At 47.3% G+C, this 13054-nt stretch carries 12 protein-coding genes and 1 tRNA gene; 9 read left to right on the forward strand and 4 right to left on the reverse strand.

Features of this window, described 5'->3' with window-relative positions; all coding sequences use genetic code 11:
- Positions 1 to 30 precede the first annotated feature (30 nt).
- Positions 31 to 651 carry a TIGR04211 family SH3 domain-containing protein gene (locus tag HYN51_RS12795; protein WP_108900382.1) on the forward strand — a complete coding sequence of 207 codons (621 nt, stop codon included), beginning with the start codon at positions 31 to 33 and terminating at the stop codon, positions 649 to 651.
- Positions 652 to 753: 102 nt separating this feature from the next.
- A complete protein-coding gene (locus HYN51_RS12800) occupies positions 754 to 1986 on the forward strand; it encodes a multifunctional CCA addition/repair protein (protein ID WP_108900383.1) in 1233 nt (410 codons plus the stop codon).
- A gap of 253 nt (positions 1987 to 2239) precedes the next feature.
- On the opposite strand, the gene bacA is transcribed toward HYN51_RS12800, so the two are convergent.
- Both bacA and folB read right to left on the reverse strand, forming a co-directional pair.
- A complete protein-coding gene (bacA, locus tag HYN51_RS12805; protein ID WP_108900384.1) occupies positions 2240 to 3061 on the reverse strand; it encodes an undecaprenyl-diphosphate phosphatase in 822 nt (273 codons plus the stop codon).
- Between the two features lie 123 nt (positions 3062 to 3184).
- Positions 3185 to 3544 (reverse strand): bifunctional dihydroneopterin aldolase/7,8-dihydroneopterin epimerase, encoded by a 360-nt coding sequence (gene folB / locus HYN51_RS12810; protein ID WP_108900385.1) that lies wholly within the window; start codon positions 3542 to 3544, stop codon positions 3185 to 3187.
- Between the two features lie 107 nt (positions 3545 to 3651).
- On the opposite strand from folB, the gene plsY reads away from it, so the two are divergent.
- Complete coding sequence (plsY, locus tag HYN51_RS12815; RefSeq protein WP_108900386.1) at positions 3652 to 4287, forward strand: glycerol-3-phosphate 1-O-acyltransferase PlsY; 636 nt, start codon at positions 3652 to 3654, stop codon at positions 4285 to 4287.
- Positions 4288 to 4394: 107 nt separating this feature from the next.
- Here the strand turns inward: plsY and tsaD are convergent, their stop codons facing one another.
- On the reverse strand, positions 4395 to 5414 hold the full coding sequence (gene tsaD / locus HYN51_RS12820) for a tRNA (adenosine(37)-N6)-threonylcarbamoyltransferase complex transferase subunit TsaD (protein WP_108902062.1): 1020 nt from the start codon (positions 5412 to 5414) through the stop codon (positions 4395 to 4397).
- A gap of 280 nt (positions 5415 to 5694) precedes the next feature.
- Between tsaD and HYN51_RS12825 the strand changes: the two genes are divergently transcribed.
- The 5 genes from HYN51_RS12825 (at position 5695) to HYN51_RS12845 (ending at position 12283) form a co-directional block, all read left to right on the forward strand.
- Positions 5695 to 7248 carry a vWA domain-containing protein gene (locus tag HYN51_RS12825; RefSeq protein WP_108900387.1) on the forward strand — a complete coding sequence of 518 codons (1554 nt, stop codon included), beginning with the start codon at positions 5695 to 5697 and terminating at the stop codon, positions 7246 to 7248.
- Between the two features lie 255 nt (positions 7249 to 7503).
- Positions 7504 to 7719: a 30S ribosomal protein S21 gene (gene rpsU, locus HYN51_RS12830; RefSeq protein WP_027275017.1), complete on the forward strand. Its 216-nt coding sequence runs from the start codon at positions 7504 to 7506 to the stop codon at positions 7717 to 7719.
- A gap of 148 nt (positions 7720 to 7867) precedes the next feature.
- Complete coding sequence (dnaG, locus tag HYN51_RS12835) at positions 7868 to 9616, forward strand: DNA primase (protein WP_108900388.1); 1749 nt, start codon at positions 7868 to 7870, stop codon at positions 9614 to 9616.
- Between the two features lie 166 nt (positions 9617 to 9782).
- The gene (gene rpoD / locus HYN51_RS12840; RefSeq protein ID WP_108900389.1) at positions 9783 to 11627 is read left to right on the forward strand and encodes an RNA polymerase sigma factor RpoD; all 1845 of its coding nucleotides are present in this window, start codon (positions 9783 to 9785) and stop codon (positions 11625 to 11627) included.
- A 92-nt stretch (positions 11628 to 11719) separates the two neighbouring features.
- Entirely contained in the window at positions 11720 to 12283 is a 564-nt protein-coding gene (locus HYN51_RS12845; protein WP_108900390.1) for an NADAR family protein, read from the forward strand.
- Between the two features lie 38 nt (positions 12284 to 12321).
- Here HYN51_RS12845 and mug read toward each other — a convergent pair whose 3' ends face one another.
- Entirely contained in the window at positions 12322 to 12822 is a 501-nt protein-coding gene (gene mug, locus HYN51_RS12850) for a G/U mismatch-specific DNA glycosylase (protein WP_108900391.1), read from the reverse strand.
- 141 nt (positions 12823 to 12963) lie between these two features.
- On the opposite strand from mug, the gene HYN51_RS12855 reads away from it, so the two are divergent.
- Positions 12964 to 13039 (forward strand) — tRNA-Ile (locus HYN51_RS12855).
- Positions 13040 to 13054 lie beyond the last annotated feature (15 nt).

A 13054-nucleotide genomic window follows, 5' to 3' on the forward strand; every position in this document is an offset into this window, starting at 1 on the left:
ACTTTTCTAACCAGATAAAACATACTGACAATGCTAAAATTAAGAACAATTTCTATCGCTTTACTCGCATCGCTGAGTGTTGCTTCTTTTACCGTTGCGGCTGATACCAGATACATTTCTGATAATCTGAATACCTATCTGCGCGGCGGCCCATCAGATAACTATCGCCTTACGGGCACCATTAATGCTGGCGAGAAGGTTGAACTACTCGCGGTTAATGATGGTACCAAATATGGTCAAATTCAGGACAGCAAAGGTCGTACCGCTTGGATCCCTATGGATCAACTGAGCACCGATCCAAGCCTGAGTGAAAGGGTTCCGGTCCTTGAACAACAGGTCAAAGATCTGACAGATAAATTGACCAATATTGATGATAGCTGGAATAAGCGCACTGCCGATATGCAGGAAAAAGTTGCCAATAGTGATGGCATCATCAATGGGTTAAAGCAGGAAAATCAGCAGTTAAAAGATGAACTAACCGCTGCCCGCAAAAAGGTCAATGACATTAGCCTACAGATGGATGATAAACAACGTACTATTATTCAACAATGGTTTATGTATGGTGGTGGTGTTGCTGGTGTGGGCTTAATTCTAGGCCTGTTATTACCTTACTTGTTTCCGCGCCGTAAAAAAGATCGCTGGATGAACTAATCTGTAGCGAATACGTTTGTTAAGCTGTTCATCAACGCTGGCGCTGTTTGGCCAGCGTTTTATTTATATACTTTTTAAATCAATGAAGTTTCTGGAGAGCGTGTGAAAACCTATCTTGTTGGCGGAGCCGTCCGCGATCAACTACTGGGATTACCCGTACATGAGCATGACTGGGTGGTGGTTGGTGCCACGCCTGAGCATATGCTGGCGTTAGGCTATCAGCAGGTAGGAAAGGATTTTCCAGTATTTCTCCATCCACAAACTCACGATGAGCACGCGCTGGCACGTACCGAGCGTAAATCAGGCTCCGGCTACACCGGTTTTACCTGCTACGCCGCCCCGGATGTCACCCTAGAACAGGATTTACTGCGTCGCGATCTCACTATCAATGCCATTGCACAAGATGACGACGGTACCCTTATCGACCCTTATCATGGTCAACGGGATCTGGAACAGCGCATTTTACGTCATGTATCCATCGCTTTTAGCGAAGATCCTTTACGAGTGTTGAGAATCGCTCGCTTTGCTGCTCGCTATGCCAATCTTGGTTTTACCATCGCACCAGAAACCTGGCAGTTGATGAAAGAGATTGTCAACAGCGGTGAAATAGCTCACCTAACGGCAGAACGCGTATGGAAAGAGACGGAAAAAGCACTGTCCACCCGCAGTCCTCAGGTGTTTTTTGAAGTACTAAGAGAGTGCGGTGCCTTAGCGGTGCTGTTTCCTGAAATTAATAATCTGTTTGGCGTTCCAGCCCCAGAAAAATGGCATCCAGAAATCGATACCGGCATACACGTTTTAATGGTGCTGGAGATGGCTGCAAGCCTGAGTGATGAGATTGATGTACGTTTCTCTGCCTTACTGCATGATGTAGGCAAAGGCGTTACGCCAGAAGCGCTTTGGCCTCATCATCACGGTCATGGTTTAGCCGGTATAACGCTGGTAGAGGAAATTTGCCAGCGCTATAAAATTCCTAATGCTACTCGCGAGCTGGCCAGTCTGGTCTCCGAGTTCCACGATCGGATCCACGCCATATACCAACTGCGACCGGATACTATTTTAAACATGCTGAATGCCATTGACGTCTGGCGTAAGCCACATCGACTGGAACAGATGCTGTTGGTCAGCGAAGCAGATTTCCGTGGTCGTGCAGGCTGGCAACAAAAAGCCTATCCACAGGCAAGTTATCTCAGACAGGCTTTTGAAGTGGTTAATGGCGTATCGGTTAAAGATATTATCGACCAAGGCTTCACCGGTGCCGATATTAAAGATCAGCTCAATAAACGCCGCTTAGAAACACTCACCGAATGGAAAGAGAATCAGCCGCAAAGTTAATTATTCTGCCAATCTGATTTGTTCGGTTTTGCATTTTAATATAGTCAATTGTCGGGATGGGCTCCCGTGGGGGTCGACTTGACGTAAGCCAAGTACAGGCGGTTTTCCGGTCGTGCACAAAACCAATATAAGCACCTTAGATTTTACGACCGGAATATACATTGAGGCCAATTTATCTGGCTTGTCAGCAATCTGAGGCACTGATTAATAACAATCAGTGCCTTTTTTATTTATCGTGCTCCTGAAACTTAAATCAGAAGAACACCAGATAAATAACGCCAGCCACAAAGAAACGATAGATAGCGAATGGAATAAATGAGATGCGCTTAATGACGCTCAGGAAAGTTTTAATCGCCAGTAATGCCACAACAAACGCCGTGAAAAAACCGACAGCAAACATCGGTAAATCATCCAAAACCAGCAGGCCAATGCTTTTGTACATCACTAATACTGTAGCACCCAGCATCATCGGCACGGCCAGAATGAAGGAGAACTCTGATGCCGCATAACGACTTACACCAATCAGCATTCCACCGGAGATAGTCGCACCTGAACGGGAAAATCCTGGCCATAAAGCCAGACACTGAAAACAACCGATAATGAAAGCCTGACGATAAGTCATATCGTCTAGCCCTTCCACGCGCGGGACTTTAGGCTTAAGCATTTCAGCAGCAATAAGCAACAAACCACCGGCAATCAGGGCATACATGACGGTTTTAGCGCCAAACAAATGTTCTTTAATAATATCATGCAGCGCAAAACCAATAATAACCGCCGGTAACATACCCAAAATAATATGTACCAGACTCAGTCGCCCCTTGCCTCTCCCTTCATGGGGAACCTCGCCAAAATGGATGCCAATCAGACCAAACAGGCGACGCCAAAATACCACGACTACCGCAAGAATGGACCCCAACTGAATGACCACTTCAAATGTAGATGCCGTATCGCCAGAAAAACCCAACAGCTCACCAACAATAATCATATGGCCCGTTGAAGAAACCGGCAGAAACTCGGTCAGCCCCTCAACAACACCGAGAATAAATGCCACGACCAACGAGTGAAAACCATCCATCAATAGATCCCTTGCAATATAAAGAAAATACTTGTACCTGATTATCAGGCCATAATTTTAAGAACCCGCACAGCTCAGACAAAAATCAACCCACTTAGTTTCGTCCTACCCCACCTAGTTCTTTCAGGCTAAACGTGAACCGCGTTCAATGATCACACCAACTTGCTTCGCTGCTGCCACCGCTCCCGGTTTGCTCACCTTTATCCTAATCCATGGGATGGAAAAACGCTGCATTAATAAATCAGCAACTTCTTCCGCTACCCGTTCAACTAAGGCAAAACGCTCGTTTTCGACCTTTCCAATCACGGCTTCACTGACATCCGCATAGCTCAGACAGTCACAAACGTTGTCACTGGAGGCAGCTTTACGATTATCCCAACCCATTTCGATATCGAAAATAAGCTTCTGTCGAATCGTCTGTTCCCAGTCATAAACCCCGATGGTTGTAATAACGCTGAGCTGTTCTATAAATACGATATCCATAACACCACTCTCAGTTTTTCAATTAAGACGTACCACTTCAGGTAGAATATGCGTATTATCCACGTTAGTAGAGAGTAAAACGACAATTATTAGATGGAATCGAGCTTATGAGTGCTATCGCGCTTGGCATGATCGTTATCGCCTATCTATGTGGTTCAATATCCAGTGCAGTGTTGGTTTGTCGTCTCGCCAAACTGCCCGACCCACGAGAGCATGGTTCCGGTAATCCCGGTGCTACCAATGTTCTGCGTGTAGGTGGGAAAGCTGCGGCCGTAGCCGTGTTAATTTTCGATGTGCTAAAAGGCATGCTTCCTGTTTGGGTCGCTTACAAGCTGAATCTTTCCCCTATTTATCTCGGTTTAATCGCCATCGCAGCCTGTCTGGGGCATATCTACCCAATTTTCTTTCACTTTCGTGGGGGGAAAGGTGTGGCAACAGCATTTGGTGCTATTGCGCCTATTGGCTGGGATCTAACCGGATTAATGACGGGCACTTGGCTGCTGACCGTATTGCTTAGCGGCTATTCCTCCTTAGGCGCGATTATCAGTGCGCTTATTGCGCCGTTTTATACTTGGTGGTTTAAACCGCAGTTCACCTTTCCGGTAGCGATGCTATCTTGTCTGGTTTTGATTCGTCATCATGACAATATTCAGCGGTTATGGCGCGGTCAAGAAGGGAAAATATGGGCGCGGTTTAAAAAGAAAAAGACCGAAGAAAAACCACCTGAAGACCATTCAATTTAACTCGGTGTGAGTTTCGTCCACCAATCGTTCAGTGTCTAAATTAACGTCAACATAAGTACCGAGCCGAGACATTCATTAAAGCGAATGCCCCGGTACTGGCTAGCAAGTTACAAACTCACCGGTGGCAACTGATCCAGCGGCCACCGTGGGCGAACCGAGACTTCTAGTCCAGTGGCTTCACCGGCTTTCAGCCGAACCATTCCTGCATAAGCGATCATTGCACCATTATCGGTACAGAACTCTGGACGTGCATAAAATACTTCGCCTTTGCGCTGTTCCATGATGTCTGACATTTTGCTACGCAGCGTGCGGTTGGCGCTGACACCGCCTGCCATCACCAGTCGGCTAAATCCGGTGGCATCCAGTGCCCGGCGGCATTTAATGGCCAGCGTATCCACCACAGCATCTTCAAACGCTCTGGCGATATCGGCTTTGGTTTGCTCGTCATCACCGGATTGGCGAATAGTATTCGCAGCAAAGGTTTTAAGGCCGGAGAAACTAAAATCAAGACCAGGGCGATCGGTCATTGGACGAGGGAAAATAAAACGCCCAGCAACACCCTGTTGCGCCATTTTAGACAACATCGGCCCTCCCGGATAATCCAACCCCAGCAATTTAGCCGTTTTATCAAAGGCTTCTCCGGCAGCATCGTCTATCGATTCACCCAACAACGCATACTGACCAATGCCCGTAACGCTGATTAACTGGGTATGTCCACCCGAAACCAGCAGAGCAACAAAGGGAAACGCCGGCGGATTATCTTCCAGCATTGGCGCTAACAGATGCCCTTCCATATGATGAACCGCTACCGCAGGAACATTCCACGCCAGCGCCAAAGAGCGCCCGATGGTTGCACCAACCAACAGCGCCCCAACCAGACCCGGTCCGGCGGTATAAGCGATGCCGTCAATATCGGCGGCGGTTAAATTCGCCTGCTTGAGCGCGGCCTGAATCAGAGGAACGGTTTTACGCACGTGATCGCGAGAGGCCAGTTCCGGCACTACACCGCCGTAATCCGCATGCAGTTTAACCTGACTGTAGAGTTGATCCGCTAACAAACCCTGACGATCGTCATAAATCGCCACACCGGTTTCATCGCATGATGTTTCAATACCTAATATACGCATAACCTGCCAAACAGCCTCTGAATTCATGATCTGTGCGCCTGCAACGGCGTTGCGGACACACAACTTGTGTTGCGTTAAATAATAACACAGACGATAAGTTGAAAATAAAGAATCACTCACTTCAATAAAAATGCTACTGAATATCACTAATTAGCAGCAGCCACTAACATATTTCGATAAACTAGGCGCAAAGTCGCTTGCAGCACACCGGAAACTCTGGGTATGCTTCGCGTTTCTTTTGTCCATCCAATGAACACCAAACAACTTGATTGAGATAGAAATGACTAAAGCTCAAAGTGTTAAACGTGGAATCCATTCCCTGGCATTGTTGAGTGCACTGGTACTTGCCGGCTGTAGCTCAACCGATCCTAACTTGAATCTTCCTTCGCCAGCAAAAACGGCAGGATCACCAGAGCAGGAAATCAAACAGGTTTATAAAACAAGCCCCCAGAATGGCCCTGAAGTATTGATTTCTGCCGCAGAAAATAACGGTAGCTACAATAATATGCGCCGTGCACTAGCACGAACGAGCCTGCCAGGAAAAGAGAGCATTCAGCTATCTGAATGGGTAAATTTCTTCTCTTATGATTATCCACAGCCACAAGGACGAATTCCTTTTGCAGCCAACGGTGAAATCGCCGTTACTCCATGGAACCCAAATACCCGATTACTCCGCGTAGCAGTCAAAGCCGGTGAGGCTCAACCTAGCGCTGAACGTCGCTCAGCAAATCTAGTGGTGTTAGTGGGGGGTGACGACGCCGATCTGCCACTGATCAAGTCCAGCCTGACTCATCTGGTTAATCAATTAACCCCCCAGGATACCTTGACGCTGATGACTGCCACTGGCGATAAAGGCGTGCTGCTGGAACCAACCACTGGCGAGGACAAAGGCAAAATGCTGTCTGCCATTTCCAGCTTAAACAGTGGAAAAGCCATTCAGGATAGCTCCCGCCTGACAGAAGCTTATACGTTGGCGAAAGATCACTATATTACTGACGGTATCAACCGCGTCATTCTAGTCGGTAACAGCACTTATAATGCAGGTTTAAGCACCGCGCAGGATGCCAGCGACTTCTTCGCTAATCATCCTGCCTCACAAATTTCACTGACTACGTTAGGCTTCGCTGCCAGCCAATTTAGTCCATCTTCACTGGCTGAAGTGGCTTACGCTGGTAACGGTGTTCATCAGTACATCGACAATGAGCGCGATAGCAACAAAGTTTGGGATGAGCAGCTAAGCTCAACGCAAACGCCTGTCGCGAAAGAGTTCTCTATGAAAGTCGAGTTTAACCCAACCTATATCAAGGCTTACCGCCTGTTGGGTTATCAGGCACCATCAGAAGAGAGTAGCAATACGGCGAATAGCGGTGTTGTGGTTACCGGACAAACGCTGACTGCCCTGTACGAAATCATTCCTGCAGACAGTACAGAAGAGTGGAGTGCTGAACAGTTTGGCCCAATCAGTACGCCATCAGCCAACAGTTCCCTGCGTCAAACTAAAGAGATTGCCATGATGCATCTGCGCTATAAAACGCCAAATGCTCAAAGTACTCCTCAACGTATTGAGTTGCCGGTTCCTGAATCACAAATGAACAATACACTGGATAACAGCAGTAAAGATTTTCGTTTCGCCGCTGCGGTTGCCGCATTTGCCCAGCAGTTAAAAGATAACGGTGCATCAACTGGCGCATTCACGCTGGACGATACTCTGAAACTGGCGAACGAAGGTCGCGGTGCCGATAAATACGATCTGCGCTCAGAATTTATTCAGTTGGTTGGAAATGCCCAAAATGAGCTACCAAAAAGCTCTCCCGTGAAAGGTCAGGGCAAATAAGCGTTAAAGAGTAAACATTTGATAGCTGAAAGCCCCTGTTACGGATAGATAAAAATAATGGGGACTTTCAGCGCACTAACGTGATGGTAGCAGTTTATACAATGATGACGGGCTGTTTTCTGCCGAATACCGATGAATGAATCGGTAACAGGACTTTACAAGCAGCACCTATTCGCAGTAGAATTCCGCACCATTTTGAATATGGCTGGCAACAGCGCCAGCAGCAAAACCGATTTCTATTGAGGTGAAAGGCACATGCCGGTAATTAAAGTACGTGAAAACGAGCCATTTGACGTAGCATTACGTCGTTTCAAGCGTTCATGCGAAAAAGCAGGTATCCTTGCTGAAGTTCGTAGCCGTGAATTCTACGAAAAACCAACTACTGAACGTAAACGCGCTAAAGCTTCTGCTGTGAAACGTCACGCGAAGAAATTAGCTCGTGAAAACGCACGCCGCACCCGCCTGTATTAATACCTTCGGTTAACGCCGAGCGCGCGATTAATGCGCAGGTTGGTCGTGTAGCTAAAGCTAGTAATAGCTGACTGCATATAAGTATGCCGTGCTTTCCGGAAGGAATGCGCGGCTTATTCTCATTTATGGATTTACGAATTGAGGCTTAATGGCAGGACGAATCCCACGTGTATTTATCAATGACTTGCTGGCCCGTACGGACATCGTCGATCTTATAGATGCCCGTGTGAAGCTTAAAAAGCAAGGCAAAAATTATCACGCCTGTTGCCCGTTCCATAATGAGAAAACACCCTCTTTCACCGTTAACGGTGAAAAACAGTTTTATCACTGCTTCGGTTGCGGGGCACATGGTAATGCAATTGATTTCTTAATGAACTTTGACCGTTTGGAGTTCGTTGAAAGTGTTGAAGAGCTGGCGACCATGCACGGTCTGGAAATTCCTTACGAATCCGGAACCGGTATCAGCCAGTTAGAAAAGCACCAAAGACAAAGTCTGTACCAACTGATGGAGCCGTTAGCCAAGTTCTATCAGGAATCCTTAAACCAACCTCAGTCTCAGGATGCGCGAAATTATCTGGCGCAGCGTGGTTTAAGTGACGACATTATTCAGCGTTTCGCCATTGGCTTTGCCCCTTCCGGGTGGGATATCGTTCTGAAACGTTTTGGTCGCTCACCGGAGAACCGCGAATCACTCAATGATGCCGGTATGTTGGTGACCAACGATAACGGGCGAACCTATGACCGTTTTCGCGAACGGATCATGTTCCCAATCCGCGATAAGCGCGGTCGGGTTATTGCTTTTGGTGGAAGAATTTTGGGTAGTGGAACACCTAAATATCTTAACTCGCCGGAAACAGAAATTTTCCATAAAGGCCGCCAGCTATATGGTCTTTATGAAGCACAGCTTAATCGGAATCAGCTCGATAAGCTGTTGGTGGTTGAAGGCTATATGGATGTGGTGGCACTGGCACAGTTTGGCATTGATTATGCTGTTGCCTCACTGGGTACATCCACCACGGCAGAACATATTCAGTTAATGTTCCGCTGTACGGATAACGTTATCTGCTGTTATGACGGCGATAATGCCGGTCGAGAGGCCGCATGGCGTGCGTTAGAAACCGCCCTACCTTACCTGACCGATGGCCGCCAACTGCGGTTTATGTTTTTACCCGACGGCGAAGATCCGGATACACTGGTACGAAAAGAGGGTAAAGAGGCTTTTCAGCAGCGTTTAGAACAAGCCCAGCCTCTTTCAATGTTTTTATTTGATACACTTATGCCGCAGGTCGACCTGAGTTCACCGGATGGGCGTGCTAAACTGAGTACATTAGCGTTACCGCTTATCAGTAAGGTGCCCGGCGAAACATTCCGTTTATATTTACGCCAGCAGCTCGGTCAAAAACTGGGCATTCTGGATGACAGTCAGTTAGATAAGCTGATGCCGAAACAAATTGAAACGGAACAAAGCTATCAGGCACCTCAGCTAAAACGCACAACTATGCGTATACTGATAGGCTTGTTGATTCAGCGTCCTTATCTGGCAACACTGGTCCCGTCAGTACAAGGGTTAGAACAAACCAATCTGCCGGGAGTACCGCTGTTTATTGAACTGGTTAAAACCTGTCTGGCTCAGCCGGGGTTAACGACCGGACAACTTTTAGAGCTGTATCGCGGAAATAATTACAGTCAACAACTTGAAACTTTAGCAACATGGAACCACATGATTGTAGAAGATATGGTTGAAGAAACATTTCTTGATACGTTAGCTAAACTGTATGACTCAGTATTAGAGCAACGTCAGGAAGAACTGATTGCCCGTGAAAGAACCCACGGTTTGAACGCGGAAGAACGTAAAGAAGTCGCAGCGCTGAACATGGCGTTGGCTAAAAAGAAGTAGTTTAATAGATTTAACAGAATTAACGGCTTAAGTGCCGCTCATTGCGGGTAAAAAATCCTGCGTATAGCTGTTTAAAAAGGCAACAGCTGATAAACATAGCCCGACTACCTTATGATTACCGGCTTAGCCGATAAAATTTAATACTCTGAAGTGTGGATACCGTCTTATGGAGCAAAACCCGCAGTCACAGCTTAAACTTCTTGTTACCCTAGGCAAGGAGCAAGGCTACCTGACCTACGCTCAGGTCAATGACCATCTGCCTGAAGATATCATCGATTCAGATCAAATCGAAGATATCATCCAGATGATCAATGATATGGGTATTCAGGTAATGGAAATAGCACCTGATGCCGATGATCTAATGCTCGCAGAAAACACCGCAGACACCGATGAAGATGCAGCGGAAGCCGCAGCACAAGTGCTCTCCAGCGTTGAATCTGAAATCGGTCGTACAACAGATCCGGTACGCATGTATATGCGTGAAATGGGTACCGTTGAACTGTTAACCCGCGAAGGCGAGATCGACATTGCAAAACGCATAGAAGAAGGTATCAATCAGGTTCAGTGTTCTGTTGCAGAATACCCTGAAGCGATCACCTATCTGCTGGAACAATACGACCGCGTTGAAACTGGCGAAACCCGACTGTCTGACATTATCACCGCATTTATCGATCCTAATGCAGATGACACCATTGGTCCTGCGGCAACACATGTAGGCTCAGAGTTATCCAGCGAAGAGCAGGATGATGACGACGATGATGATGAAGACTCCGATGATTCCGATGCTGACGAAGATATCGGTATCGATCCTGAACTTGCCCGTGAAAAATTCAACGACCTGCGCCTGCAATATGACGCAACCCGCAAAGCCATTAAAGAGTTTGGCCGCAGCAACCCACAGGCAATTGAAGAGATCGTAAAACTGTCGGAAGTCTTCAAACAGTTCCGTTTAGTGCCAAAACAGTTTGATTATCTAGTCAACAACATGCGTCAAATGATGGATCGCGTCCGTACTCAGGAACGTCTGATCCTTAAGTTGTGCGTTGAGCAGAGCAAAATGCCGAAGAAAAACTTCGTCACGCTGTTTGCCAGTAATGAAACAACAATGGACTGGTTTAGCAGCGCTCTGGCGATGGGTAAACCATGGTCTGAAAAACTGAAAGATGTCAGTGAAGAAGTGGAACGCTGCATCCAGAAGTTACAGTTAATTGAAGATGAGACTGGCTTAACCATCGAGCAGGTTAAAGATATCAACCGTCGCATGTCTATCGGTGAAGCGAAAGCTCGCCGTGCGAAGAAAGAGATGGTTGAAGCAAACTTACGTCTGGTTATCTCTATCGCTAAAAAATACACCAACCGTGGCTTGCAGTTCTTGGATTTGATTCAGGAAGGTAATATCGGCCTGATGAAAGCGGTAGATAAGTTTGAATATCGTCGTGGTTATAAGTTCTCAACTTATGCCACCTGGTGGATCCGTCAAGCGATCACCCGCTCAATTGCCGATCAGGCGCGTACCATCCGTATTCCGGTGCATATGATTGAGACGATTAACAAGCTTAACCGTATCTCTCGCCAGATGCTGCAAGAAATGGGTCGTGAACCACTGCCAGAAGAGCTGGCAGAACGTATGCTGATGCCAGAAGACAAAATCCGTAAAGTGCTGAAGATCGCCAAAGAGCCAATCTCAATGGAAACGCCTATCGGCGACGATGAAGATTCGCATTTAGGGGATTTTATCGAGGACACTACCCTCGAGCTGCCGCTGGATTCTGCCACCTCTGAAAGCCTGCGTTCAGCAACCCACGACGTGCTTGCCGGTCTGACCGCTCGTGAAGCGAAAGTACTGCGTATGCGTTTTGGTATTGATATGAATACTGACCATACGTTAGAAGAAGTGGGTAAACAGTTCGATGTTACCCGTGAGCGTATTCGTCAGATCGAAGCGAAAGCATTACGTAAGTTACGTCACCCAAGCCGCTCAGAAGTACTGCGCAGCTTCTTGGATGATTAATCCTTGCGTTGATAAAGAGTAAACAAGAAAACCCCAGCGATCTGGGGTTTTCTTGTTTTCAGACTGAGTTTTTATTTTAAGAGGAGATATTTATGCAACAGGGAAACTATTCACTTCAGGCATTACAGGATGCGGTGAAGTCAGGTTCTCGGTTTAAGTATCTTTATTTTTGGGGGCATCAACCCTCCGCCAATGGCGTTATTACTGCCTCCTGTTTTAGCCAGTGGTGGCCCTCCCCTTTTGTGGTTGACGGCGTCACCTATGCAACCGCAGAGCATTGGATGATGGCAAGTAAAGCCCGGTTATTTGGCGATGAGCTAATTATTCCCCAGATTTTAAGCGCCAGAACGCCAGCACAAGCCAAAAGTCTGGGCAGGCAGGTAAAGGACTTCGATCAAGAAAGATGGCAAGCACGCTGTTTTGAGTTGGTTTGTGAAGGTAACTGGCATAAGTTCAGCCAGCATTCCAATCTGGGTGAATTCCTGCTCAATACCAAACAGCAGGTTCTGGTTGAAGCCAGCCCGGTGGACAAAATTTGGGGCATTGGTCTGGCACAAGATGATCCGCGCGCGGCAAATCCTTTGTTGTGGGATGGCGAGAATTTGTTGGGGTTTGCCTTGATGGAAGTTCGTGGGCGATTGATGGCCGGTGTCTAATTTAACCATTGAGCCAACTGCATAATCAAAAACACCCGCTACACAATCTCTAACGCCATCGCCAGTTCACGATAGCTCTCGGTCAGTTGTTCCAGCGTTGCACGATTCAGGCCGCTGGGATTGGGTAATATCCAAACCTGCGTTTGCCCTATGGTCATATCTTGCTTGCCCCATGGGGCATTGCGTATACCGAATGCTTGATGGAAGGCCTGTTTACCCAATATCGCTACGGCGCGAGGCTGATAGCATTCGAGCTTCTCAATAAGTAACGTCGCCCCTTGTTGCAGTTCCTGACTGGAAAGCTCCGCGGCCTGTACCGTTGGCCGAGCCACCAGAGCGGTTAGCCCACATTGGCTTTCTAAGATTCTGCGATCTTCTTCGGGTGTTAACAACGTTTTGGTAAAGCCCGCCTGATAAATCACCCGCCAAAATCGATTGGTTCGATTAGCAAAATGAAAGCCGCTGGCTGAAGCGTTTAGCCCCGGATTGATACCGCAGAAAATCACCTGTAGTCCTGACTGTAAAATATCGTTAAGCATTGCTGTTTCACCTGATATCAATTAATTATCGGATATACGCTACCAGCAAGCGCCACGCTCTACAACTGTGCATAAAACCAACGTTCACACCACGTAACTATGGACTAAACAATAATGTTTACCGTATAATCGCCGCCACTTGGCCCCTTAGCTCAGTGGTTAGAGCAGGCGACTCATAATCGCTTGGTCCCCCGTTCAAACCGGGGAGGGGCCACCAGACAAAACAAGGAGT

Source organism: Limnobaculum parvum, from assembly GCF_003096015.2.
In the GTDB taxonomy this organism is placed as follows: Bacteria; Pseudomonadota; Gammaproteobacteria; order Enterobacterales; family Enterobacteriaceae; genus Limnobaculum; species Limnobaculum parvum.

What these genes read in the sequence shown, in the direction of transcription:
- rpsU (WP_027275017.1), top strand. Translation starts at nt 7,504, where the DNA reads ATGCCGGTAATTAAAGTACGTGAAAACGAGCCATTTGACGTAGCATTA.
- dnaG (WP_108900388.1), top strand. Translation starts at nt 7,868, where the DNA reads ATGGCAGGACGAATCCCACGTGTATTTATCAATGACTTGCTGGCCCGT.
- folB (WP_108900385.1), bottom strand. Translation starts at nt 3,544, where the DNA reads ATGGATATCGTATTTATAGAACAGCTCAGCGTTATTACAACCATCGGG.
- tsaD (WP_108902062.1), bottom strand. Translation starts at nt 5,414, where the DNA reads ATGCGTATATTAGGTATTGAAACATCATGCGATGAAACCGGTGTGGCG.
- rpoD (WP_108900389.1), top strand. Translation starts at nt 9,783, where the DNA reads ATGGAGCAAAACCCGCAGTCACAGCTTAAACTTCTTGTTACCCTAGGC.
- bacA (WP_108900384.1), bottom strand. Translation starts at nt 3,061, where the DNA reads ATGGATGGTTTTCACTCGTTGGTCGTGGCATTTATTCTCGGTGTTGTT.
- HYN51_RS12825 (WP_108900387.1), top strand. Translation starts at nt 5,695, where the DNA reads ATGACTAAAGCTCAAAGTGTTAAACGTGGAATCCATTCCCTGGCATTG.
- HYN51_RS12795 (WP_108900382.1), top strand. Translation starts at nt 31, where the DNA reads ATGCTAAAATTAAGAACAATTTCTATCGCTTTACTCGCATCGCTGAGT.
- HYN51_RS12845 (WP_108900390.1), top strand. Translation starts at nt 11,720, where the DNA reads ATGCAACAGGGAAACTATTCACTTCAGGCATTACAGGATGCGGTGAAG.
- mug (WP_108900391.1), bottom strand. Translation starts at nt 12,822, where the DNA reads ATGCTTAACGATATTTTACAGTCAGGACTACAGGTGATTTTCTGCGGT.
- plsY (WP_108900386.1), top strand. Translation starts at nt 3,652, where the DNA reads ATGAGTGCTATCGCGCTTGGCATGATCGTTATCGCCTATCTATGTGGT.